Source organism: Microbulbifer sp. YPW1, from assembly GCF_013367775.1.
Lineage (GTDB): Bacteria > Pseudomonadota > Gammaproteobacteria > Pseudomonadales > Cellvibrionaceae > Microbulbifer.
Genome location: NZ_CP055157.1, coordinates 536295 through 559051 on the forward strand (window position 1 = coordinate 536295; position 22757 = coordinate 559051).

Here is a 22757-nt window from a genome sequence, read left to right on the forward strand (position 1 = left end):
TTTTCGCCCAGTTACTTCAGACTTCATCGCGTTCCGCTGCCAGTCAAAAATTTGAATTTGCCAACTGCCGCACAGGCGGCACCACCGGAGGAGGACCCGGTCGCGGAACTTTATTTCAAGGGGGGAGTCGGCGCCGTGAAGCAAGTCATACTTGCGCGCCAGGGAGGGAACTTTTTCTACGTTTGCCAAACAGTTCTCAAGTAAAGCTAAGGTACTTTCTTAAGAGCTGCAATGAGCTACCCACTACTCCAGAAATTCCGGAGCAGTGGGCTAAGCCGGCCGACTTACGCTGCGGGCAGGAAGTCGATCGGGTACAGGATGGTGATGGTTGGAACACCTTCCTTGGGACCGAAGTTGAACCGCTTCACGCGGGCAACAATCTTGCTGTCCAGGGTGGGCGAGTCCATATCACTGTTTTCAACTTGTGCCAGTGATACAGAACCATCCGGCTCGATGGTGATCTTGAGGACCATCTTGCCCTGGAGGGCCGGGTTGTTACGCAGTTCGCGATTGTAGATCCGGTAGAGCGCCGACTTGTAACGGTCGAATACGATCTGGATCTCTTCGTCGGTACGGGATGGACCCATGCCGTCGCTGAGCGGACGCTCTTCGCCGGCGAAGTCACCCTCGGTGCCGATACCACTGGATACCCGCGAGAAGCTGACCCCATCCAGCGCGGTACCTACACCACCGGCGTTGCGGCTGAGAGCGGCGGTATTGATACCGTCCGACCCGGATTTCGCCGCGGCGGTGATGAGTGAACGCTGACTGCGGTTTTCCTTCTTGCCTGCGGTACTCAACTGAGTCTGCTGGCCGAGACGCTGGTCGAGGTCATCCTGGATGAGATCCTGGAAGTTGTCCTTGAAGGCCAGTACCCCGGCGCGCTCAACCTTTTTACGAACCTGCTTCTTCTCAACATTGGAGGGCTTGGGTTCTTCCTTCGCCACTTCCTGCTTCGGTTTCTCAGGCTCTTTCTTTTTCTCTTCCGGCTTCTTCACCACCTGCTCGGGCGGAGGCTTGGGCTTGGTCTTTTTCTCCAGCACCAGCTTGGCCAGGCGCTCGGGGACCTCTACCACCTCGTTTTCATCAGGCTCGGGCAGCTGCCACATATGGATGCCGAAGCCCAGGAAGAAGGCCAGCAACAAGCACGCGAGCACGCTGAGGCGGAAGCGCCGCTCATCATCGCCGTTGGTACTCCAGGGCATGATGGCTTCGCGGAAGGCGTTGTCGCCCAGCTCGCGAGTCACTTCGTACTCGTAGTGGACATCCTCTTCCGCCTGACGGATCTCCCGGAACTCGGCATCCAGGTCGAAAAGGTCATCCCGGCAGTCTTCCATCTGGTCTTGGAGCTTGCGCTTGCGCTCAAGCAACAGGTCCAGATTGGCGTGGTAGATACTGACGGTTTTCTGCAGGCGGTGGATCAGCGCCTTGGAAGCATCCTGCTTGTAGTGCTCCGCCCAGAAGAGATCACCGGCACCGGCATCTTCGAGTTTTCCGAGACGTTCGGAAATCTCATCGAGCAGCTGGTGCTTGGCTTCATCTTCGCGCAGCGACTCAAGCTTGCCATCAACCTGGCTGCTCTCGTCCTCGAGCGCAGCCAACTGCTGGCGTACAGCTTCCTGCTTTGCTGTCAGTGCCTGTTTTTGTTGATGAAAATTATTCACAAAGGCTCACTAACTCTGAGATGCTTTTTGAATCACCGCCAGGGAAATTCGCGTGTATCCAGCATTGGTACAGCTGGACATGACCTTTTTCAGCACACTGAAGGGCACTGTACGGTCTGCCAGAATGTTCACTTCCGGGGGCTCGGCGAGCAGCTCTGCCACCTCTTCGGTGACATCTTCACCGGCAGCGGCGCGCTCGGCCAGTGCGGCCTTGGCCTCTTCCAGTTCGGTGTCCGCCATGGTGATCGCCTTACCCACCGCTTCGATCATGCCCTGCTGAATAGCCTCTACTACCAGGTCTTCACTCTGGTAGAGGTCTTCAGTCTTCATGATCGGCTTGGTTTCGATCAGTACTTCGTCGTGGGTCACCATCAAGGTGACGGTCTCCCGCGGCTTGGATTCCACTACCGAGTCCGGCAAGGTGATGACCTTGGGCGCTTCGATGGCTTCATTGCTGGAACTGTTGGTCAGCAGGAAGAACACCAGAATGGTGAATACATCCATCAGCGAGGTCAGGTTCATACCCGGCGTCTTGCGCTTGCGGCTGCGCGCCATGCGCTTCATGCGTCTGCTTTCACGTTTCATGGCGCATCCCCCAGGGAAATATCGGGAAAGAGTTCCAGTGTTTCCGGCTTGGCTTCGGGATCCGGCTGCGCGCCCTCTTCCAGTTTTGGCATGACCTGGGCGCTACGCACCGCATCCATAACGCCAACCAGATGCTCATAGGCCACATCGGGCTCCATCAGCAACGTGGAATCGGTTTTATCCGGATAGGTTTCCTTGATACGCAACAGCTGCTCGCGAAGCTGGGCCAGATCATAGATCTCCTCGGTGGGAGGAATGATCGGCAGACCATTTTCATCTACCGGCACTTCACCTGCGGCCTCGCCGTCAGCAGGAGCTTCAGCACCCGCCTCTGCACCACTCTGTTGATTCAGGTTGGGAAAACGCGCGATCACTTTTGAGCCATCGCTGATTTCCAATGCTGTTTTGCGAACGACCACTTCCAGGGTCACTCCGGGGTCTTCCGCTCCGCCCCCGGCACCGGTGGGCATGTTGAGCTCCAGGATGGTGACCCGGGAAAACACTGCGGAAACCAGCAGAAACGGTACCAGTACCACCATCAGGTTAAGGAAGGCGGTAATGTCCAGTTCCGGGGTTTCTTTTGTTCTACCGTGACGCCTGCTTCTCATTACGCGGTTTCCGGCTTGGTCTTTTCTTCGGTAGTGGCTTCAGCTTTCTGCTGGGCCTGCTGGGTTTGCTGCACGTCGCGGTTAACGGGTTTGGCTTCAGCGGCACCTTTACCTGGCTTGGCTTTCTCGTCCTTTTCCGCATCGCTGCGGCGACGGGTACCGGAAGACATGATGTTCAGAGCCTTTACGGAAACCATCTCGAGGCTGTCGACGATGCTGCCGGTCAGGGAGTTGAGCAGTGCGTGCACGATCAGCAGCGCGATACCCACCATCAGACCAAAGGCGGTGGTGTTCATGGCCACGGAGATACTGGCGGAGAGCAGGTCGGCTTTTTCCGCGGGGTTGGCGTTGGCTACCGCGGTAAAGGCTTCGATCAGGCCCATAATGGTACCGAGCAGGCCGAGGAGTGTGGCGATGTTGGAGCCGAGCGCGACGTACGGGGTACGTTTTTCGAGCTGCGGAATGGTCTCCATGATGCTTTCTTCCATGGCAATCTCGATGTCTTCACGGCGGCGTACGGCGCCCTGACGTTCGAGGCCCATGGCGAGCAGTCGGCCGACACCGGTGTTGTCGTCTTTGACCAGGTTGCGCGCACGGTCAAAGTCGCCAGCATTGAGCACCGGCTGTACTTTTTCCCAGGTAGCGCGGTTGGTGTGACGCTCGTAGACGAGGCGAACGTAACGTTCGATCGCTACCGCGGCGCCGAGCGCGAATACCACCAGAATGGGGTACATGAATGCACCACCAGTCTGAAAAAACGCGACTACACTGTTCAAGAAATCCATCACTTGCCCTCTTGGTTTTCTTTCTCGGTTCCGCGGTATTAGTCCGCTTTACCTTGGCTTGACCCTGATTGGTCGTTCTTTGGTTAGTTTTTCATTTGAGCTCTGTCTGGAGCTCGATGGCGGCAAGCCGCCTTCAATTTACGTATCTAAACTTCGTAAGCCACCTGGCTTACTCATCCGTGAGGCTGAGTTCGTAGAACTCCAGCTCTCTTTCAAACACTTCCTTATCCAGCGGCTGCAGGCTCGGGTCCAGCAGGCTGGAGTTCAGTCCGCTTTCCACACCCACTTCGGAGCTTTTCCACGGCACAATATACAGCGATTTTGGCGCTTCCTTGTTACCGATAATGGAAATACCGGAAAGTGACTTCACTTCGTTATCGACTTTTTTTCCGGTTTCCTTTTCTTCGTCCTGGGCGAATGCCTGGGGCAACCCCAGGGAGGAAAGTAGCAGGAGAGAGCCGAGGGATTTTACGATTATTTTTCCAGTCATCAGTTGGCCCGCCGTTTCAGGTCTGCCACCCAGATGGAGACTTTGGGATCTTCAGGTTGATATTTCAGGTACTGCTCGAATTGTGCGAGTGCACAATTCACATCCTGAAGATATAAGTCACACAGAATGCCGAGGTTTTTGATCAGCGGCAGATATTCCGGGTGCAGTGCGAGTGATTCGGTATAGGTTTTGCGAGCCTCATCAAAGCGTCCCTGGTGTCGATAGAGCACCGCCAGCTCGTTGCTGGCAACCGGGTCCAATGGCGCTGCGCGCAGGGCTTCAAGGAAGGATTCTTCTGCGTGCTTTTCATCACCGGTACGGAAATAGGCAATGCCCAGATTCACGTAGGGCGCGGACAGACGCTGCTCGCGGGTAACCACGTCCTGCAACAGTTCAATGGCTTCCGGGTAGCGCTCGCCCTGGATATATTCCACGGCCTGCAGGAAATCCCGGTTGACCCCGCCGGCGACCTTCACGTTCATCGGGTCGACCGGGCGATTGGAGGTTTTCGGGCCACTGGCACAGGCGCTCAGCAACAGTGCGGCAACACAGGCCAAAGCGGTGAGGAGGCGTCTGTAATTCATTATCCTTTATCCTCCTCGGTTTCCATTTCGGCGATCACAGCGGGCTCGGCCGATTCGGGCTCTGCCACGGTTTCCTCCTCAAGAGAGTCTTGCTCGAGAACCTCTTCCTGAGCCTCCCGCGAGGATTCTGCGGGAACCTCTTCAGACGGCGCTTCGGCGACTTCTTCCGGCGCTTCCGGTACGGGAACAATGGTCATGACCACATTGCCCGCATCTTCCGGACGGTCATAACGGGCGGGCACCAGGCCGGCCAGCTGACCGATACTTTTACCTACCCAGCGGTTGTAGATACCGGCCGCCATCAGGTCGATGTTTTTCTCGTGAACGGAGATGGCGCGCTCTTCAAACGGATAGATCTGCTCTTCCAGTGCCAGCTCGTACTCTTCGAGCTCCATGGCGTTCAGGTTGGTCGGACGCTCGGAGTCTTTCAGTGCACGACTGAAGTGCAGGTAGATTTCACCCAGATAGAAAGTCGCAGCGGCAGTGACGTCGGCGACCTGGTAATCGATCAGGTCACTGAAGGCGTTGACCGCGGTTTTCATCCGGATACGCTTGGTATTGAGGTTCTGCTCCAGTGGTGCAACCAGCGCAATTTCCCGGAACGCCTCGTATTTTGGCTCTGCCAACTGCAGGGCGGCACTACCGGCGAGATAGCGGGTGCGGTCGTTGCGCTCGTTGCCGCCGCGGGCTTCGATGCGCACCATTTCCTCAAGCGTTCTGAAGTAGGCCGCGCGGTTGCCGCTGTTGTTGTAGATGTCGGCAATTCGCTGCCGCGTCTCCAGCGCCGGCTCCATGGGGCTCGGGAACAGTTTGACGTACCGGTTGAGGACGGTGAGTGCCTTGTCATAGCTCTTCGCAGCGCCGTAAAGGTCGGCGGCCTGGGTGAGCGCTTCGCGGCGCACGTCTTCGTCGTCGGACTCGCGTTCGATGCGCTCAAACTCGGCACCGGCCAGCAGTAGCTGACCGCTCTCCTGGTAAACCACGGCGAGTTTCTTGGTGACTTCTTTCTGCAGCTCGTGCTCGGGATGGTTTGCGCGGAAGGCCTTGAGCACATTCGCCGCGCGGGCCCAGTTTTCCAGCTGAATAAGTGAAGCTGCCGCATCGTATTCGGCGGTAGCAAGGATGCTCGCCCCGGGCGCTGCGTTGCGGATGCGCAGGAAGTGTTCGGCCGCGGCCAGGTGATCTTCCGCACGACGCGCCACGTCGCCCTGCTGGTAGATGGCACCGGCGAGGTTGTCGATCAGGTCGGCGCGGTCCCTGGCGTCCGCAGCGGTCATGCCGAGCGCTTCGCGGTAGCCAGCTTCTGCATCCACATAGGCCTCGGTATCAAACGAGGCGTGGGCCACCAGCAACCAGGCGGAGCGACGAATTTCGTGTTCTGCTGCAGGGAATTTCTCCAGCAACAGACGACCATTCTGGATGGTTTCTGCAAAGCTCTTCAGCTTGTACAGATCGTCCACCGCGCCCAGCAGGATCTGCGGCGCCTTGGCGTGTTCGGGGAAGGTTTCCGCAAAGGTCAGGGAAGAGCGGATGATCTCTTTCTGGATTGCGGTCTTCTGCGCGGTGCTGCCCTTGGCGAGATCGTTCTTCAGGTGTTCGCGATAGGCGAATACCGCCGCGTACCCGGCTTCGCTGGCCTCTTTGTGCGCGGCGTACTGATACGCGGTGCGCTCGTATTCCTGGGCCGCATTGAGGAAATCCTTGTTTTCCAGCATCAGGCCGGCGAGCTGGTAGTTGATCTCCGGCGCTTTCGGCTGATCGGCAAAGGATTTCAGGTAACGGCGGTACCAGTGAATGGCTTCCGCGTAGTTCTCGCTCCGCTTCTTGGCGAACTCTTTATCCTTGGGCTTCACGTTCTGGTAAGCCGCATGATAGTGGCTCGCCAGGTCGATCAGGTTGGTCTGCAGGAACTCCACCACGGTGGCGTAATCCTGAATATCGAATACGGTCCAGTACTTCGCCTCCAGGGCGTAGGTATTGGCAAAGTCTTTCTTCGCTTCCAGCACCAGACGGGGGAAGCCGCCCTTCTGGTAAATCTCGATTACGCGAATGGAGAAGTCCGGAGATACCCGGTGCAGCGGATTGCGCTCCACAAAAGTGTTGTAGGCCTTAGCGGCGTCCTGATAGCGACGCTTGTCGAGGTAGTACTCACCCAGGTGACTGTATACGTAAGACTCGTAGTCCCGCGCACCCTTGCGAGCAAAGTAATCGACGATGGATTCCGCCCCGCCGAGATAGGAAAAGCTCAGGCTGATAACGCGGAAGGTATCTTCGATATGTTTGCGTTCGGTCTCGTTGGTCTGCTGTTCGAAGTCGTAGCCCTGCTCCACCTTGTAGTCGAGCATGTGTACGAAGTCGTCCAGCGCCATCTCGTACATATCCTGCTTGAACAGGGCCCAGCCGCGCTTGTACAGGGCAAGCTCGAAGAAACTGGATGTCTCGCCCATGTCGATGACGCGTCCGTAGGACTCTTCGGCATCGAGGAATTTTTTGCGGGTGAAGTAGTACTCACCGAGACGGAAAAAGGATTCGTCCAGATGGCGCGAGGCCGGGTACTTGGCCACCAGCTGACGCAATACATTAACCGCCTCATCTATCTGCCCGGTTTCCTCATAGGCGCGGGACAGCTGGTACATCACCTGATCGTTGCGCTCGTACTGCGGATATTGCACCAGCAGCTTTTTATACAGCGCGATGGCTTCGCGGGCATTGGCCGCAAGCAGTGCATCCGGATCATCGCCCGGCAGACTGCCGCTGACTTCCGCACCCTCGATGGCCACGGACGCTGTGGCGCGGGCCTCGAAGTCCGACAGGCTCTCGTCGCCGGTGCGGGCAACGCTGTCCAGTGCGGCCTCGGTTGCCGGTGCTGTTGCGGCAACCGCCGCGGCTTCCGGCGCATCCAGGTCAGCGCGATTGCCGGTGGTCTTGCGTGCACTGGCCGCCCCAACGGCAGAGGCTACCTCTTCTTCGGAGAGAATCCGGGTTTCGGTTGAAGAGCGGTAAGCGCCCTCCTCGGCCCGATGTGCCTGTTTGATCTTGAGGTCCGCAATACGGCGAATGGCTTCCGGAGTCAGTGCGGTTTCCGGGGTTTCCTGCAGGTATTTCTGGTAACTGGCCAGCGCCTTTTCCAGGCTCCCGTCGATGCGGGTTTCCTGAATTTCGATATCCACTTTCTGCAGGCTGCCAATGGTCTTGCCACTGTTGCTGGCACAGGCACTTAACAGCAGTGCCGCCGATGCGGCGGACACCATGGCAACCCGATTGATATTCAGGCTGAGCAGTCGTTTATCCATTTTGCGGTTATTCATCGTCTGCAGTCTCCACCCCTTCGGCCCCATCTTGTGCGGGCGCCTCCAGTTCCGGCGGATTATCTGTGGGCAGAGGCTCGCCATCGGGGTTTGCCACCGGCGCCGACTGCTGCATCTGTTCTACCTGCTCGCGGTACTGCTCGACCTTGCGCTCGTCCTCGCGCTGCTCCTGCAGCTCGTTGGCGCGGTCATAACTGTCGGCGAGGGCAAAGCGGGCCTTGATCTGGTAGCTCTCCAGCTGCGCGCGGCGCTGGTCGAGTTCGTTAATGGCAAGCTGCTCGAGCATGCTGCCCTGACGGGCCATCAGCTGATCGATACGATCCTGGGCGCGGTTGAGGCCGCCGCGCAGGGAGGCGATCTGATCGGTGTAACCCTCGTAACTGTGGGTTGCCGCCTGACGGGTGCGCACATAGCGCTGGTAGGTTTCCTGCAGGGTGGCGATCACGCCATCCAGCTCCTGCAGATTCTTGTAGGCTTTGGTAAGGCGGTCATCAAACTCGCGGGACAGGCGGAATTTCAGCACCCCTTCGAGACGGGCGATACGGTCCCGGGTTTCCTCACTGCTGAGGTTGGGATTGTAAGCGAGGATTTCGCGCATCTGCTCGAGAATCAGGCGCGCCTCGGTCTCGTCGCTCTTCGCCAGCAGCTCCGGACGGCGGTTGACCAGCAGGTTATCGATACGTGCGGCGAGGCGCTGACGCTGCTCCAGACGCATCTTGATACGTGCGTCGATCTGGCGGAAGGTCACATCCAGGCCCGGCAGGATTGGCTCGTAATAGCTGCGGCGCAGGGCGATGATTTCCTCGAACGCGTCCAGGCTCTGCAGCCAGTCGCGGTTGCGCTCGAACAGGTTGTTCAGGTCTTGATAGTTGCGCAGGAACTCTTGATAGTCATTCGACGCCATCAGGTCCAGCAGGTAATGGGTTTCCGGCGCGCCGGGCAGTTTGCGCAGTTCCACCACCCAGTTTTTCACCTGGCTGGCCTCTTTACGGCGCAGTGCCTCCAGCAGTTTGCCTTCGCGGATACTGTTAATGGACTGGGAGAGCACGTCTACCTGAGTGCCGAACGCATCCAGTGCCTGGCCGTAATTCACCGCCGCAGTACTGTGTACATCCAGCTTGCCGTAGGCATAGGGCACTGCCAGCATGGCCTCGTGCACCGCGGCATCGGTAGCGCGACGCTGCTTCAGCATCTGCCACGGCACCAGTGCGCGATCGTAGCGGCCCGCATTGGCCTCTACCCAGCCAGCACCCAGCAGGGCCTGATCGGAAAATGGTCCGGAGAGCTGTACGCGGTCAAAATACTGACGGGCGCGGTCGTACTGCTCTTCCTTCATCAGCTGGTTGCCCAGCAGCAGGTTGGTTTTGTCCTGCAGCGCCTGTTTGGCTGAACCGCTACCCGCGTTACGCCCCAGGCCATCCAGTACCACCACGCCTTTTTCCGTTTCACCAGCTTTCAGCAGTGCGATACCCAAATTGTATTCGACAAAACCCTGCAGGGATTTTTCGCCCTTCAGGTCTTCGAGCAGCTCTACCGCCTCACTAAAACGGCCCAGCTGCATATACACCCGCGCACGCAGGAACTGCTCATCGGCACGCACACGTTCCGGCACCCGCCCCTGAATCAGCTCAAGCGCATGCAATGCGTTGGCGAACTGCTGCTTCTGGTAGTGGATTTTTGCCAGGCGATAGGCGGCCTCGTTCTTGATCGGCTGTGCCACATTACCCTGCAGCACCTGCTCCATGGCCCGCCCCGCTTCCTGGTGCATGCGGTAAGACAGCTCGAGGTCACCCACGGCGAATTCCGCCTGGCCGAAGTGCACACTGAACGGATCCAGTTCCGGGTCATCCAGCAGGCGGTGCTGTTTGATTTCGGTATCCAGGGCTGAGATGGCATCGACGTAGTTGTCCTGGTAGGCATTGAACAATGCCTCACCAAAGAACAGGTCTTTGAGCTCATCGGTATGCAGCGCGCCCGGATCCACGGGCGCTTTGGCCTGCACAGGAATACTGTGCAGCGAGGTCAGTGCCGACAGCGTAACGCCGGCAATTGCGCAGGCCAGACGGGGAAACATGCTTACCAGTCCTTGAAATTGATGGCTGACTGGGTTCCGGCGATCTGGATTTCAACAAACTTGGGACCTACCGCCTTTTCTACGCTGAAGCTGGCAGTACCGCTGTACTCTTTGCCAGACTTGGATTTGCCGTGGTAACTGACCACCAGCGGATGTGCGCCGGTCTGAACATTGGCGGTGTGGATACGCTGTACACCGCCCTGCTGCAGGGCTTCGATTTCGCGATAGGTATAAAGGTGGTGAGCAACCACCTGGTTACCGAGCTTGACCTCGACAGACTCGAGGCTGAACTCTTCGCCACTGGCACTACCGGCCAGGGAGACAAAGAAAGCAGCCTGGGTATTGGACGGGAACAGGAGCTTTTCTTCCAGCCGGTTCAGCTCGGAAGTCAGGCTGATTACGTCTTTCTTGACGTCCTGAATCTGTTCATCGAGACCGCGGATTTCTTCGCGACTCACATTCTGGGCATTCGCCAGAACGGATAGTGACAGCAGCATCGCTGTTGTCAGAGTGATGAGAATTTTGCACATATCCCTAATACCTCAAACCCCGCCCCTGTTTTTATTGGTCGCTACTGCAATGGACACAGGAGTGACTCGCCAAGGGATTGTATGGCAAGGGCGCTATTGTGATATGTGAGGCGCTTCAAAACTAGCGCAGAGAGTTCGATAAGAATTTTTTCTTAAAATTCAAAGGACAAGCGTATATATCTAGATAATGTGACAGGTATCACGGCGGCTGCGCAGGGGTGAAGTGGGATGACAATCACAAAGACAGGATTATTCGGAGAAACGCATCAAACTTCGTACAAATTCAATGCGACAGATCACATAAGGACTGCGCTGTAGCGACAGCAAGCACTTACTATTTGTCAGTAAGCGATTACTGTTTTTACGCGATTAGCTATTTTTAGGCGGTTGTGTTTTTTCAGTCGGGGCGATGTTTTTAGACGAGTGACCACTCACCATTTTTTCAGTGCTTTCTCATCACTGCTGCGCGCTTCTACCCAGGCACTCTGGGTTTTACCATCGTCCCCCACCCCCACTTCTTTCTTCCAAAAAGGGGCCCGACTCTTCAGAAAATCCATAATGAAGGCACAGGCATCCAGCGATGCCTGCCGGTGGGCAGAGGTGGTGCCGACAAAAACAATTTCATCCCCGGCCGCCAGTGGACCGTAGCGGTGGATCACCCGCACCCGCCCCAGTGGCCAGCGCTCTGCGGCCTCGCGGGCGATCTCGGTCAGTGCGGATTCCGCCATACCGGGATAATGTTCAAGCTCCAGCACGCTGGTACTTTTTTTATTCGCCTTGCCTATATTTTCAGCATTCGCATCAGGCACATAAAAATCGCGCACGTTGCCTACGAACATGGCGGTGGCACCATCGGAATAGTTTTCGCTGCGCAGCCGATTATATTCAGCCCCCGGATCGAAACCTTCCGGCTGCACCGAGATGGAGATATCCACAGCCATATCAGCCTCCGGTCACCGGCGGGAAGAAGGCGATTTCATCACCATCGCTGATCGCCGCCTGCATATTGGACAGCTCTTGATTAACAGCCACCTGTAACTGTTCGTGGGAGAGCGCCGCCTGCCAGGCTTCGCCCTTTCCCGCCAGGGTGCTGCGCAGGTCGGCCACACTGCCGAGCGCATCGGCGGGTACTTCGATGGCATCACAACCGAGCTGCTCCCGCAGGCTAGCGAAGAACAATACCTTGATCACGATGCGGACTCCGATTTTTCCGGGGTCCAGTGCCCGCGTTTGCCGCCGGTCTTTTCCTGCAACTGGGTGGGCCCGATCACCATGGCCGGGTCGACGGCTTTGCACATGTCATAGATGGTGAGCGCGGCCACGCTGGCGGCGGTAAGCGCTTCCATTTCCACACCGGTGCGCCCGGCGAGACGACAGTAACTGGAGATATGCACGGTGTTGCTGGCTTCATCCAGTGCGAAATCCACCTGCACTTTGGTCAGCGCAAGGGGGTGACAAAGGGGAATCAGGTCCGATGTTTTCTTCGCAGCCTGGATGCCGGCAATACGTGCGGTGGCCAGTACATCGCCCTTCTTGTTGTTGCCGGCCTGCAGTTGCGCAAAGGCTTCCGCAGACATGGCGACGGCGGACTGGGCGCGGGCGGAGCGGTCGGTGATGTCTTTGTCGGTGACATCGACCATGCTGGCTTCGCCCTGCTGGTTGAGGTGTGTGAGGGTCATCGGGTTAGCAGCCTCAAGCAAATTATTTGGTCAGGTAGCCGACAAAGTTGCACGGCATGTGGCTGGCGGTGAGCTGTTCCTGCAGCAGTTTGCTCCAGCCGGTTTTACACGCACCGGTGGAGCCGGGCAGGCAGGCAATGAGTGTACGGTTGGCGAGTCCGGCGAGGGCGCGGGACTGGATGGTGGAGGAACCGATTTCTTCGTAGCTGACGGCCCTGAAGATTTCGCCGAAGCCGTCGATGTGTTTGTCGAACAGGGGGGCGAGGGCTTCTGGGGTGGAGTCGCGCCCGGCGAAGCCGGTGCCGCCGGTGGTGAGGATGACCTGGATTTCGGGGTCGGCGATCCACTCGGAGACTTTGGCGCGCAGTAGGTATTTGTCGTCGATGACGATGGCTTTGTCGGCGAGGTTGTGGCCGTCTGCCTGCAGGGCTTCAACGAGGTATTTACCCGAGGTGTCGTTTTCTTCGGTTCTCGTGTCGGAGACGGTGAGTACTGCGATATTGAGTTTCTGGTTTTTATCTACTGGGGCGTGGGACATTTGTTTTGTGCTCCGTCGCTTCCTTGTTGGGTGCTCTGTTTTGGGCTCTGTGGCGATCGGTCATCGGGTGAAGGGTTTCAGGACCGCTGTAAACCCATCCCTGGGCGCTTCGGCGCAAACATCCTGTTTGCGACGATCCTGAAACCCTTCACCCGACGCCCGATCTTCAATTCTGGCTTTTCTACTTCGTAAGCTGGTGGGCGTTCGAACTCTTACTATTTAGCCCCCGATAATCGACAGGTTCTGGGTGCCACCGGTGTTGCCCTGCTGCAAATAATGGCTGACTTCTTTGTTGCCGATCAGGGCTCTGACTTTTTCTGCCAGTGCACTGGCATCCCCGGTACTGATGGTTTCCCGCAGGTCGAGGCCGGCATCGGAGAACAGGCACAGGTGCAGTTTGCCCTGGGCGGAGACGCGCAGGCGATTGCAGCTGCTGCAGAAGTCTTTGCTGTACGGGGTAATCAGGCCGATGCGGCCCGCATAGTCGGGGTGGACGTATTCGCGGGCGGGGCCGGCGTCGAGCGGACGCGGTAGTAGTTGCCAGCCGTCTTCGATCAGCTGCTGCTCGATTTCCGCGCCGCGCAGGTGATTGCTGGCGAAGTAGTCGCGGTTGTCGCCGGTCTGCATGAGTTCGATAAAGCGCAGGGTAACCGGTGTGGTTTTGAGCCAGCCGAGGAACTGTTGCAGCCGCGCGTGGGCGCCGTCGCTGAGCAGGACGGCGTTGACCTTGGTGTGGATTCCGAGCTCCAAAGCGCGATCGATACCGGTGAGGATTTTGGGCAGGCAGTCGTGATCGGTGACGCGGGCGAATTCCGCAGGGTCGAGACTGTCGATGCTGATGTTGAGCTGGTCGAGGCCGTTTTGTTGCCAGCTGTCGATGACGCTCGGCAGTTTGTAGCCGTTGCTGGTGACGGCGACGCGCTGGATGCCCGGGGTTTGCCTGGCGGCCAGGATGAGTTCCGGCAGGTCTTTGCGCAATGAGGGCTCGCCGCCGCTGAGGCGCACTTTGCGGGTGCCCAGCTGGGCAAACGCGCGCATGACGGTGGAGGCCTCGGCAACCGTGAGGTCGGGCTGTTGGTGGCTGGCCTGGTAGCCGTCCGGCAGACAGTAGTCGCAACGGAAGTTGCAGACGTCTGTAACGGACAGGCGCAGGTAATAGAAGCGACGGCCGTGACCGTCCTGCAGTATGTCGTGTTGTTTCATCACCTTTCCAAATGCGGGAGGCCACTCGGTTTCCCTTGTGACCCTGGCGGGCTGGCGGAGCCGCCCGCGGCCTGCAACGCGTATCTGTGACTTAGCGATACAGGCTCGGTGTGGTTGTTGTGTTCAGTTTACGATTTTGCGGTTGCAGTCAGTGTAGCTGCCCTCTTTATCAAGGTTAGCGCGCGCTGGCGCACTGCGTAGTTCCCCCATTCTACCCGGATTCGGTGGCGGCCGTGCAACCGCGCCACCGAGAGACTATCCATGCGGGCATAGAGACCGAATGTCCGGTCACTCCATGACCTGCAGGATTTTCAGGGTATTGGTACCGCCGTGGGACTGCATCAGGTCGCCGCGGATCAGGATTACGTGGTCCCCACTCTGCACGATCCCCCGATCCTTCAACGTCTTCAGGGCGCGCTGGTTGAGTTCGCGGTCGCCCTCGTTCTCCCCGGGTACAAACAACACCGAGACCACCCCGCGATACAGGGCCATACGCCGCTGGGCGACGGGATCGTGGGCGAGGCCGACGATCGGTAGGCCGGAGCGAATGCGGGAGGCAATAAGGGCGGTGTAGCCGGTCTGCGTCATACAGGCGATGGCGGTTACGCCCTCCATATGATTGGCGGCGTACATGGCGGACAGGGAAATGGTCTCGTCGATGCGGCTGAAGCCCTGGTGCATGCGGTGGCCGGATTCCTGGGCGGAGCGCTCGCGCTCGGCACCGAGGCAAAGGCGGTGCATGGCCTCTACCGCTTCCACCGGGAAATCCCCTGCGGCGGTCTCTGCGGACAGCATCACCGCATCGGTGCCATCGAGCACCGCATTGGCCACGTCGAACACCTCTGCGCGTGTGGGCAGAGGCGCGGTGATCATGGTTTCCAGCATCTGGGTGGCGGTGATCACTGCCCGATTGAGCTGGCGTGCGCGCTTGATCATGCGCTTCTGCACACCGATCAGGGCGGCATCGCCGATCTCCACGCCCAGGTCGCCCCGGGCAACCATCACCGCTTCCGAGGCACTGATGATCTCGTCCAGGGTCGCATCGTCGGCCACCGCTTCGGCGCGCTCCACCTTGGCCACCAGGCCGATGTCCTTGCCAGCCTCCCCCAGCAGGTCCCGCGCCTCCTGCATATCCGCGGCACTGCGCGGGAAGGATACGGCGAGATAATCCACACCGATGTCGATCGCGGTTTTCAGGTCCGCCTTGTCCTTGTCGGTGAGGGCCGCGGCGGAGAGACCACCGCCCTGCTTGTTGATGCCCTTGTTGTTGGACAGCGGCCCGCCCACCAGCACGATGGTGCGCACTTCCCGCTCGCCGACCTCCTTCACCTCCAGGATCACCCGGCCGTCGTCCAGCAACAGCACATCGCCCGCGGCCACATCGCGGATCAGGTCCTTGTAGTCACAGCCCACCCGATTCTCATCGCCGTCGTTGCTGCCCAGCGCCATATCCAGAACAAATGGGTCCCCCTCGCGCAGGATGACCTTGCTATCGCGAAAGCGCGCAATGCGGATCTTTGGCCCCTGCAGGTCGCCCAGTGCCGCCACGGTCCGGCCCAGGCGATCCGCAATCTCGCGCACCTGCTGCAGGCGCCTGCGGTGATCGTCCGCGGTGCCGTGGGAAAAGTTCAGGCGCACCACATCCACACCGGCACTGATCAACTGCTCCAGTACACCGGGCTTGTCACTGGCGGGGCCGAGGGTGGCGACGATTTTGGTGCGACGCAGGGGACTGGCGGTGCGGGCGGATTGGAATTCGGGCATTGGCTCCATGAGATCCTCTCGGGCAGATGTACACCGCCCGCAACAGGTCCCGCAGGCGGCGCCGGGGCGTTTACCCGGTCACGGAAGTAAACCCTGACCAGCCCCGGAGTTATAGACACAGCTTAGTCAGCAATCGCCCCGCTGTGCCTGCAGCCCCCGAGGATCGACCCTAGGTATCCGTATCCGGAAACACCAGGATGGCGCGAAAATCATTTACATTGGTTCTGGTGGGGCCGGTAACGATCAGGTTACCGAGTTCGGCAAAAAAACTGTAGGCATCGTTGCCCGCAAGAAAGCTCTGGGGATCCAGCCCCTGGGCCTGCATCCGGGCCCAGTCACCGGGGGCGAAAAACGCACCGGCATTGTCTTCCGAGCCGTCGATACCATCGGTGTCGATGGCCAGGCCGTGGATACCCGGCGCACCTTCCAGCGCGCTGAACAATCCCAGCAGGTACTCTACATTGCGTCCGCCGCGGCCGTTGCCCGTTACCGTGACACTGGTCTCGCCACCGGAGAGCAACAGCAGTGGCCGGCGGGATGCGCTCTTGCAGGTAAGCGCCAGGGCGGCGTGTTCCGCACCCAGTTCCCGCGCCTCGCCTTCCAGATTGTCCCCCAGCACTCGCACATCCAGCCCGGTTGCCAGCGCCGCATCGCGGGCCGATTCCAGAGCATCGGCTGCTTTCGCCAGCACCGAAACGGTATCCGCGGAGAAGGCAAAGTCATCGGGGCTCGGGCTGTCCGTGGCGGACTCGAGATGCGCGCGCACTTCCGGGGCAATCTCGATAGCGTAGTGTTCCAGTATTGCCAGGGCATCCGCAGGTGTGGAGGCGTCCGATAAGGTGGGACCGGAGGCGATCAGGGTGGGATCGTCCCCGGGCACATCTGAGATCAGGTAAGTGGCCACCCGCGCCGGATGGGCCGCCGCGGCAAGGCGCCCGCCTTTGACCGCCGACAGGTGCCGGCGCACCGTGTTGATCTCGCGGATCGGCGCGCCACAGCGCAGCAGTGCGCAGTTGATGGCTTGCTTCTGTTCCAGGGTCAGGCCCGGTGCCGGCAGACTCATCAGTGCCGAGCCACCGCCGGAGATCAGCGCGATCACCAGGTCCTCTTCGCCGAGGTCGGCAACGGCCTCCAACATACGAGTGGCCGCCACTTCCCCCAGCTTGTCCGGCATGGGGTGGGAAGCCTCCAGCACCTCGATATTCACACAGTGGGCCGCGTGGCCGTAGCGAGTAACCACCAACCCGGAAATCTCCGCCTCCGGGTATTGTCGGTGCCATGCCGTTTCCAGCGCTGCGGCCATGGCCGCGCTGGCTTTGCCCGCCCCTACCACTACGGTCTTGCGCCCCGGTGCGGGCAGATTGCCGGACATCAGGTTGTCCGGGTGTACGGCCTCTACTGCGAGCCCGGCGAGGTCTTGCAACCACCGGGACAACTCGCGCTCATTCATATCGGCATGGACTGGCGGCAACTGTTTCAACTGGATCTTCTCCCTGAATTTGATGCGGTCTTCCCACTACCTGCAAAATCGGTTCCGCCCCGGATCTCAATGGCGATCAGAGAAACGCAAACTTGGCCAGGAAGATAGCGCTCAGAATATACAGGCTGGGGGAGATCTGCCGGTGCTGGCCGGTAAACAGCTTGAGCGCGGTATAGGTCAGGAAGCCGAGGGCTATGCCGTTGGCGATGGAAAAGGTCAGCGGCATCATGATCATGGTCACCACCGCCGGAATGGCGTCGGTCAGATCCTCCCAGTCGATATGGGACATCCCCCCCATCATCAGCATCGCCACATAGATCAGCGCGCCCGCGGTGGCGTAGGCCGGGATCATGCCCGCCAGGGGCGCAAAGAACACACACAGCACAAACAGCACACCCACTGTGACCGCGGTAAGCCCGGTACGGCCACCCGCCGCCACACCCGCAGCACTCTCCACAAAACTGGTCACCGGCGGGCACCCCAGAAAGGCACCGAGCACACTGGAGCTACTGTCTGCCTTGAGCGCCCGCGGCAGCTTTTCGATAGTGCCATCCGCCTCAATCAGGTTGGCGCGATGGGCGACCCCCATCAGGGTGCCGGCGGTATCGAAGATGTTGATAAACAGGAACGCCAGAATCACGCTCACCATGCTCAGGTCGAGGGCGCCGAGGATATCCATCTGCATAAAGGTCGGCGCCAGGCTGGGCGGCGCGGATACCAGACCGCCGTACTGCACGATCCCCAGGCCAAGACCGATCCCGGTGACGATCAAGATACTGATCAGGATGGCGCCGAACACGCGCCAGAAACTGAGCACCGCGATCAGCAGGAAGCACAGCGCCGCCAGCAGCGCCGGCGGCTCGCGGAAGGAACCGAGGGACAGCAGCGTCGCCTCATTGGGCACCACAATACCCGCCGCCTTGAGGCCGATCAGGCCCAGGAACAGCCCCACTCCGGCACCCATGGAATACCGCAGGCACATGGGAATACTGTTCATGATCCACTCGCGCACCCGCGACAGGCTCATCACCACAAACAGCACACCGGCAATAAACACCGCCCCCAGAGCCACCTGCCAGCTGTACCCCATCTCGCCGACCACGGAATAGGCGAAGAACGCCGTCAGCCCGATCCCCGGCGCCAGCCCCACCGGCCAGTTAGCGTAGAGCCCCATCAGGAAACAGGCAATGGCACTCCCCAGGCAGGTCGCCACGAAAATGGCGCCGTGATCCATACCGGTGCCCGCCAGCATATTCGGCGTCACAAACACCACGTAGGCCATGGTGACAAAGGTGGTCAGGCCCGCCAGCAGCTCGCCGCGCACCGTGGTTCCATGGGCTTGCAGAGCAAACACACGCTCCATCAAATTATTCGACTGCTGAGGCACAGGGTTCTCCGACAGGTGGATTCCGGGGCACACGGAACGCGAGCCCAATCATTATTGTGGCCAAAATAAACCCGGGTGCCCACCACCAGTGCCCTCCCCGGCTTGCCGGCGGCTTCTCCCATGACTTCTGCGTGACTTCTATTAGTCGCGGCGCCCCAGTAAAATCGCCTGCTTTGCTGACAAGCAACATTAATAAGCAACTCAACAACCAACCCCACCGCAATACCCAGCGTTACCGGAGCACACCCATGGGCAGAGCCTACCAGAACCGCAAAGAGTCAATGGCCAAGACCTCGAATATGAAGGCCAGGGTCTACAGCCGCTACGGTCGTGAGATCTATGTGAGCGCCAAGTCTGGAGGTGTCGACCCCAACGGCAACCTGGCCCTGCGCAGCCTGATCGAGCGCGCCAAGAAGGAGCAGGTCCCCACCCACGTGATCGAAAAGGCCATCGACAAGGCCAAGGGTGGCGCCGGTGAAGACTTCGCCCGCGCCCGCTACGAAGGCTTCGGCCCAGGCGGCTGCATGGCCATCATCGAGTGCCTCACCGACAACCCCAACCGCACCTTCGGCGACGTACGCCAGGCCTTCACCAAAACCAAAACCAAGATCGGTACCGAAGGCTCCGTCAGCCACAGCTTCGATCACCTGGCCATCCTCGTGTTCAAGCACGACGATGAAGAGGCAGTACTGGAAGCGCTGATGGAAGCGGATGTCGACGTTACCGACATCGAGAATGAAGACGGCAAACTCTCCGTATTCGCGCCGCACACGGATTACTTCAAGGCCAAGCAGGCGTTAGTCGACGCATTTGGTGAGATCGACTTTGAAGTGGATGAGATTCAGTTTGTGCCGCAGACGTATACCCAGATCAGCGGGGATGATGTGGCGTTGTTTGAGAAGTTTATGAATATGCTGGAAGATTTGGAGGATGTTCAGGCGGTTTATCACAACGTTGAAAACCACTAAATATAAATCTACCCGTGCGCGCATGGCGGGCAGATTCAGCTCACCAACTAGAAACAAAGATTGATAGTGAGCAAAAATAAAAAAGCCCCGCGATGCGGGGCTTTTTTATTCGCTTTAAATTATAAAAAATAAATTAAAGCCTTTGATGTGGTGCCCAGGGCGGGACTTGAACCCGCACGAGCATAGCTCACTACCCCCTCAAGATAGCGTGTCTACCAATTCCACCACCTGGGCAAAAACTTTACAGTTTTTGATTTAGCCTTTCGGCTTATTGAGGCTGTTCCTCAGTTTCTGCTTCTTCACCTGCTTCCGGCAGTTCAGCCTGAGGGGCTTCTTCTACTGCGGGCAGGTCGTCTGCGGCCGGGGCTTGCTCCTGAATTTCAGGGATGTCGCCTTCGGTCGCTGCCGGTTCGCGGGATTCTACTGCTGCAGGAACCTGCGGCATACCGTCGACTGCCGGTGCTTCATCGCGGCTGGCGAGGATAGCCAGGCCGAAGCTGGTGACGAAGAATACCGTCGCCATAATTGCAGTCAAGCGGGAAAAGAAATTTCCGCTGCCCTGGCTGCCAAATACGGTGTTGGAGGCGCCTGCGCCAAAGGAGGCACCCGCTTCCGCACCCTTGCCCTGCTGCAGCAAAATCAGGCCGATGATGCTCAGCGCAGTCAGGATGTGAACGATTAAAACCAGTTTTTCCATTGTCCAGAAAACCTGCTACCGGGCGTCAGCCCTTGCTCAAAAAATTTTAACCTGTCGCGCTACTTAGTCAGCTGCGCAGCAGATTTTGATAAATTCGTCTGCCTTTAATGAGGCACCGCCTACCAGCGCGCCGTCAATATCCGCCTTGGCAAACAGTTCTGCGGCGTTGGCCGCTTTGACGCTGCCTCCGTAGAGGATCTGCGTCTCTGCACCGGCTTCGCCCAGTTGCTGACGAATAAACTGATGCACTTCCTGCGCCTGCTCCGGGCTGGCGGTTTTGCCGGTGCCGATGGCCCATACGGGCTCGTAGGCGACGACGGCATTCTGCCAGGTATCCGGCAGGTCCAGGGCGCTTACTGCCTGAATCTGTTCGGCAACCACTTGCAGGGTATTGCCGGCTTCCCGCTCTTCGAGGCTTTCGCCTACGCAGAGGATCGGGGTCAGGCCTGCGGCCTTGGCGGCGGCAAACTTGGCTGCGACCAGCTCACTGCTTTCGCCATACAGGCTGCGACGCTCTGAGTGACCTACGATCACGTAGCGTACGCCGCAATCGACCAACATCTCCGCGGAGACTTCACCGGTGAAAGCACCGGACGCCTGCTCGCTGAGGTTCTGCGCGCCGAGGGCGGCCTGGCCGATGCTGTCTGCAACGCTACCCAGATACGGGAACGGCGGACAGATCACCACCTGTGCAGAGCACTCGCCGGACTCAAGTCCGCTGTTCAGCTCGGCCAACAATTGCTCGGCAAATGCTTTGGTGCCGTGCATTTTCCAGTTGGCAGCTACCAGGGTTTTACGCATGGGTGCTCCTCCAAGGGGCGCAAATCTTAGCGGTATTGCCGGTAACATACAACCAGCGTTTTCGGATATTTATTGATTTTTCAATGGCTTCCGCCGCCCTGCCCGGTTCGGGCACGAGCGGCGGACGGGATCAGGCGTTGCCCACCCGCTCCACGACCTTGGCGATCTCGCCGGCCAGCTGTTTGACGGTCTCCGGGTCTTTCCCCTCAACCATGACCCGGATCAGGGGTTCCGTGCCCGACGGGCGCAATAATACACGGCCGCTGTTCGCCAGTTTGGCTTCCACCTGGGCCACGGCGTCCTGTACATCGCTGTGCTCGAGCACGCCGTCGCGGCTGGCGAGGCGCACATTGATCATGTGCTGGGGCAGCATCTCCATTTTGCGGCTGAGCTGGTCCAGGGACTCGCCGAAGTCGCTCACCGCACGCAGTACCTGCAAAGCAGAAATAATGCCGTCACCGGTGGTGGTCACATCCGTGCACACAATGTGGCCGGAGGATTCCCCACCCAGGGTCCAGCCGTTCTTATACATCTTCTCCAGTACGTAGCGGTCCCCGACCTTGGCGCGGGCAAAGGGGATGGCGCGATCCTTGAGCGCCAGCTCGAAGCCGTAGTTACTCATCTGGGTGCCCACTACGCCGCTGCAGCCACCGAGGAACTGCTGGCGATGGATGGCGATCAGGAACAGCAGCTGGTCGCCGTCGATCAGGTTGCCGTGCCTGTCCACAAACATGACCCGGTCGCCGTCGCCATCGAAGGCGATGCCGAGATCCGCGCCGCGCTCGACCACGGTCTGCTGTAGCTGCTGGGGCTTGGTGGAACCGCACTCCAGGTTAATGTTGAGGCCGTCAGGCTGCACGCCAATGGCGTGCACCTCTGCCCCCAGCTCGCGGAACACCTTGGGTGCGATGTGGTAGGTGGCGCCGTTGGCGCAGTCGAGCACGATATTGAGCCCCTGCAGGGAGTAGCGCCAGGGAGTGCTCGCTTTACAGAATTCGATATAGCGGCCGACAGCATCGTCGATCCGCCACGCCTTGCCCAGGTCCTTGGCGGTTTCCATGGGCAGGTCGAGGGCGGCCTCGATCTCGGCTTCCACCTGATCCGGCAGTTTGCTGCCGTCGGCACTGAAGAACTTAATGCCGTTATCCTGGTAGGGATTGTGCGAGGCGCTGATGACGATCCCCGCCTGAGCGTGGAAGGTGCGAGTGAGATAGGCGATGGCCGGGGTGGGCATGGGGCCCAACAGGCCGACATCGACGCCGGCATTGATCAGGCCCGCTTCCAGCGCAGCTTCGAACATGTAGCCGGAAACGCGGGTGTCCTTGCCGATCAGGATGCGCTTGCGGCCGCTGCCGTTGGCACCAAGGACCTTGCCGGCGGCATAGCCGAGGCGCAGCATGAAGTCTGGGGTGATGGCGCCCTCGCCTACATGACCGCGGATTCCATCGGTGCCGAAATATTTTCTTGTCATCTCAGTCTTACTTCTTGAGTTCAATCGCTAATTTTAACCTTCACGGTGCCCTGTAGGAGCCTGCCTTGCAGGCGAACAGCTGTGGAGTGGGTTCGCCTGCAGGGCAGGCTCCTACAAGTTTTCACCTCCGGGTGGGTTAGC

The 22757-nt window shown here is 59.2% G+C and carries 21 protein-coding genes, 1 tRNA gene and 1 riboswitch; of the genes, 1 reads left to right on the forward strand and 21 read right to left on the reverse strand.

Going from position 1 to position 22757, the window contains the following annotated elements:
* Positions 1-284: 284 nt before the first annotated feature.
* The 17 genes from HUW35_RS02265 to HUW35_RS02345 form a co-directional block, all read right to left on the reverse strand.
* Positions 285-1664 (reverse strand): AgmX/PglI C-terminal domain-containing protein, encoded by a 1380-nt coding sequence (locus HUW35_RS02265; RefSeq protein WP_181254088.1) that lies wholly within the window; start codon positions 1662-1664, stop codon positions 285-287.
* 9 nt (positions 1665-1673) lie between these two features.
* The gene (locus HUW35_RS02270; RefSeq protein ID WP_255463426.1) at positions 1674-2249 is read right to left on the reverse strand and encodes a biopolymer transporter ExbD; all 576 of its coding nucleotides are present in this window, start codon (positions 2247-2249) and stop codon (positions 1674-1676) included.
* Positions 2246-2857: a biopolymer transporter ExbD gene (locus tag HUW35_RS02275; protein WP_181254089.1), complete on the reverse strand. Its 612-nt coding sequence runs from the start codon at positions 2855-2857 to the stop codon at positions 2246-2248. Before HUW35_RS02275 ends, HUW35_RS02270 begins: the two co-directional genes overlap by 4 nt.
* On the reverse strand, positions 2857-3642 hold the full coding sequence (locus HUW35_RS02280) for a MotA/TolQ/ExbB proton channel family protein (RefSeq protein ID WP_181254090.1): 786 nt from the start codon (positions 3640-3642) through the stop codon (positions 2857-2859). The genes HUW35_RS02275 and HUW35_RS02280 overlap by 1 nt, the downstream gene beginning before the upstream one ends.
* A gap of 169 nt (positions 3643-3811) precedes the next feature.
* Complete coding sequence (locus HUW35_RS02285; RefSeq protein WP_181254091.1) at positions 3812-4132, reverse strand: hypothetical protein; 321 nt, start codon at positions 4130-4132, stop codon at positions 3812-3814.
* Positions 4132-4716 carry a tetratricopeptide repeat protein gene (locus HUW35_RS02290; RefSeq protein WP_255463427.1) on the reverse strand — a complete coding sequence of 195 codons (585 nt, stop codon included), beginning with the start codon at positions 4714-4716 and terminating at the stop codon, positions 4132-4134. Before HUW35_RS02290 ends, HUW35_RS02285 begins: the two co-directional genes overlap by 1 nt.
* The gene (locus HUW35_RS02295; RefSeq protein WP_181254092.1) at positions 4716-8024 is read right to left on the reverse strand and encodes a tetratricopeptide repeat protein; all 3309 of its coding nucleotides are present in this window, start codon (positions 8022-8024) and stop codon (positions 4716-4718) included. Before HUW35_RS02295 ends, HUW35_RS02290 begins: the two co-directional genes overlap by 1 nt.
* The gene (locus HUW35_RS02300; protein ID WP_181254093.1) at positions 8017-10098 is read right to left on the reverse strand and encodes a lipopolysaccharide assembly protein LapB; all 2082 of its coding nucleotides are present in this window, start codon (positions 10096-10098) and stop codon (positions 8017-8019) included. The genes HUW35_RS02295 and HUW35_RS02300 overlap by 8 nt, the downstream gene beginning before the upstream one ends.
* Positions 10099-10100: 2 nt before the next feature.
* Positions 10101-10628 carry a hypothetical protein gene (locus HUW35_RS02305; RefSeq protein ID WP_181254094.1) on the reverse strand — a complete coding sequence of 176 codons (528 nt, stop codon included), beginning with the start codon at positions 10626-10628 and terminating at the stop codon, positions 10101-10103.
* Between the two features lie 431 nt (positions 10629-11059).
* Positions 11060-11569 (reverse strand): molybdenum cofactor biosynthesis protein MoaE, encoded by a 510-nt coding sequence (locus HUW35_RS02310; RefSeq protein WP_181254095.1) that lies wholly within the window; start codon positions 11567-11569, stop codon positions 11060-11062.
* 1 nt (position 11570) lies between these two features.
* The gene (gene moaD, locus HUW35_RS02315; protein ID WP_181254096.1) at positions 11571-11819 is read right to left on the reverse strand and encodes a molybdopterin synthase sulfur carrier subunit; all 249 of its coding nucleotides are present in this window, start codon (positions 11817-11819) and stop codon (positions 11571-11573) included.
* Positions 11816-12307 (reverse strand): cyclic pyranopterin monophosphate synthase MoaC, encoded by a 492-nt coding sequence (gene moaC / locus HUW35_RS02320; RefSeq protein ID WP_181254097.1) that lies wholly within the window; start codon positions 12305-12307, stop codon positions 11816-11818. Before moaC ends, moaD begins: the two co-directional genes overlap by 4 nt.
* Before the next feature lie 22 nt (positions 12308-12329).
* Entirely contained in the window at positions 12330-12845 is a 516-nt protein-coding gene (gene moaB, locus HUW35_RS02325; RefSeq protein WP_181254098.1) for a molybdenum cofactor biosynthesis protein B, read from the reverse strand.
* 219 nt (positions 12846-13064) lie between these two features.
* Complete coding sequence (gene moaA, locus HUW35_RS02330; RefSeq protein ID WP_219932634.1) at positions 13065-14048, reverse strand: GTP 3',8-cyclase MoaA; 984 nt, start codon at positions 14046-14048, stop codon at positions 13065-13067.
* A riboswitch (molybdenum cofactor riboswitch) is annotated at positions 14032-14171 on the reverse strand. Its footprint overlaps the gene before it by 17 nt.
* Positions 14172-14336: 165 nt before the next feature.
* Positions 14337-15812: a pyruvate kinase gene (gene pyk / locus HUW35_RS02335; protein ID WP_181254099.1), complete on the reverse strand. Its 1476-nt coding sequence runs from the start codon at positions 15810-15812 to the stop codon at positions 14337-14339.
* A gap of 169 nt (positions 15813-15981) precedes the next feature.
* Complete coding sequence (locus HUW35_RS02340; protein ID WP_255463429.1) at positions 15982-17292, reverse strand: glycerate kinase; 1311 nt, start codon at positions 17290-17292, stop codon at positions 15982-15984.
* 76 nt (positions 17293-17368) lie between these two features.
* Positions 17369-18655 (reverse strand): NCS2 family permease, encoded by a 1287-nt coding sequence (locus HUW35_RS02345; protein WP_219932683.1) that lies wholly within the window; start codon positions 18653-18655, stop codon positions 17369-17371.
* A gap of 272 nt (positions 18656-18927) precedes the next feature.
* On the opposite strand from HUW35_RS02345, the gene HUW35_RS02350 reads away from it, so the two are divergent.
* Positions 18928-19647: a YebC/PmpR family DNA-binding transcriptional regulator gene (locus tag HUW35_RS02350; protein WP_181254101.1), complete on the forward strand. Its 720-nt coding sequence runs from the start codon at positions 18928-18930 to the stop codon at positions 19645-19647.
* A gap of 148 nt (positions 19648-19795) precedes the next feature.
* Here HUW35_RS02350 and HUW35_RS02355 read toward each other — a convergent pair.
* The 4 genes from HUW35_RS02355 to glmM form a co-directional block, all read right to left on the reverse strand.
* A tRNA-Leu gene (locus tag HUW35_RS02355) sits at positions 19796-19881 on the reverse strand.
* A 34-nt stretch (positions 19882-19915) separates the two neighbouring features.
* On the reverse strand, positions 19916-20344 hold the full coding sequence (gene secG / locus HUW35_RS02360; protein ID WP_181254102.1) for a preprotein translocase subunit SecG: 429 nt from the start codon (positions 20342-20344) through the stop codon (positions 19916-19918).
* Between the two features lie 63 nt (positions 20345-20407).
* The gene (tpiA, locus tag HUW35_RS02365; RefSeq protein ID WP_181254103.1) at positions 20408-21145 is read right to left on the reverse strand and encodes a triose-phosphate isomerase; all 738 of its coding nucleotides are present in this window, start codon (positions 21143-21145) and stop codon (positions 20408-20410) included.
* Between the two features lie 130 nt (positions 21146-21275).
* Positions 21276-22616 carry a phosphoglucosamine mutase gene (glmM, locus tag HUW35_RS02370; RefSeq protein ID WP_181254104.1) on the reverse strand — a complete coding sequence of 447 codons (1341 nt, stop codon included), beginning with the start codon at positions 22614-22616 and terminating at the stop codon, positions 21276-21278.
* Positions 22617-22757: the final 141 nt, after the last annotated feature.

Excerpts from the sequence above, each read along its gene's own strand:
- moaA (WP_219932634.1), bottom strand. The coding sequence starts at position 14,048 with ATGAAACAACACGACATACTGCAGGACGGTCACGGCCGTCGCTTCTAT.
- HUW35_RS02310 (WP_181254095.1), bottom strand. The coding sequence starts at position 11,569 with ATGGCTGTGGATATCTCCATCTCGGTGCAGCCGGAAGGTTTCGATCCG.
- moaC (WP_181254097.1), bottom strand. The coding sequence starts at position 12,307 with ATGACCCTCACACACCTCAACCAGCAGGGCGAAGCCAGCATGGTCGAT.
- HUW35_RS02290 (WP_255463427.1), bottom strand. The coding sequence starts at position 4,716 with ATGAATTACAGACGCCTCCTCACCGCTTTGGCCTGTGTTGCCGCACTG.
- HUW35_RS02305 (WP_181254094.1), bottom strand. The coding sequence starts at position 10,628 with ATGTGCAAAATTCTCATCACTCTGACAACAGCGATGCTGCTGTCACTA.
- HUW35_RS02295 (WP_181254092.1), bottom strand. The coding sequence starts at position 8,024 with ATGAATAACCGCAAAATGGATAAACGACTGCTCAGCCTGAATATCAAT.
- glmM (WP_181254104.1), bottom strand. The coding sequence starts at position 22,616 with ATGACAAGAAAATATTTCGGCACCGATGGAATCCGCGGTCATGTAGGC.
- HUW35_RS02280 (WP_181254090.1), bottom strand. The coding sequence starts at position 3,642 with ATGGATTTCTTGAACAGTGTAGTCGCGTTTTTTCAGACTGGTGGTGCA.
- HUW35_RS02300 (WP_181254093.1), bottom strand. The coding sequence starts at position 10,098 with ATGTTTCCCCGTCTGGCCTGCGCAATTGCCGGCGTTACGCTGTCGGCA.
- moaB (WP_181254098.1), bottom strand. The coding sequence starts at position 12,845 with ATGTCCCACGCCCCAGTAGATAAAAACCAGAAACTCAATATCGCAGTA.
- HUW35_RS02275 (WP_181254089.1), bottom strand. The coding sequence starts at position 2,857 with ATGAGAAGCAGGCGTCACGGTAGAACAAAAGAAACCCCGGAACTGGAC.
- HUW35_RS02345 (WP_219932683.1), bottom strand. The coding sequence starts at position 18,655 with ATGGAGCGTGTGTTTGCTCTGCAAGCCCATGGAACCACGGTGCGCGGC.
- secG (WP_181254102.1), bottom strand. The coding sequence starts at position 20,344 with ATGGAAAAACTGGTTTTAATCGTTCACATCCTGACTGCGCTGAGCATC.
- HUW35_RS02285 (WP_181254091.1), bottom strand. The coding sequence starts at position 4,132 with ATGACTGGAAAAATAATCGTAAAATCCCTCGGCTCTCTCCTGCTACTT.
- tpiA (WP_181254103.1), bottom strand. The coding sequence starts at position 21,145 with ATGCGTAAAACCCTGGTAGCTGCCAACTGGAAAATGCACGGCACCAAA.
- pyk (WP_181254099.1), bottom strand. The coding sequence starts at position 15,812 with ATGCCCGAATTCCAATCCGCCCGCACCGCCAGTCCCCTGCGTCGCACC.
- HUW35_RS02270 (WP_255463426.1), bottom strand. The coding sequence starts at position 2,249 with ATGAAACGTGAAAGCAGACGCATGAAGCGCATGGCGCGCAGCCGCAAG.
- HUW35_RS02350 (WP_181254101.1), top strand. The coding sequence starts at position 18,928 with ATGGGCAGAGCCTACCAGAACCGCAAAGAGTCAATGGCCAAGACCTCG.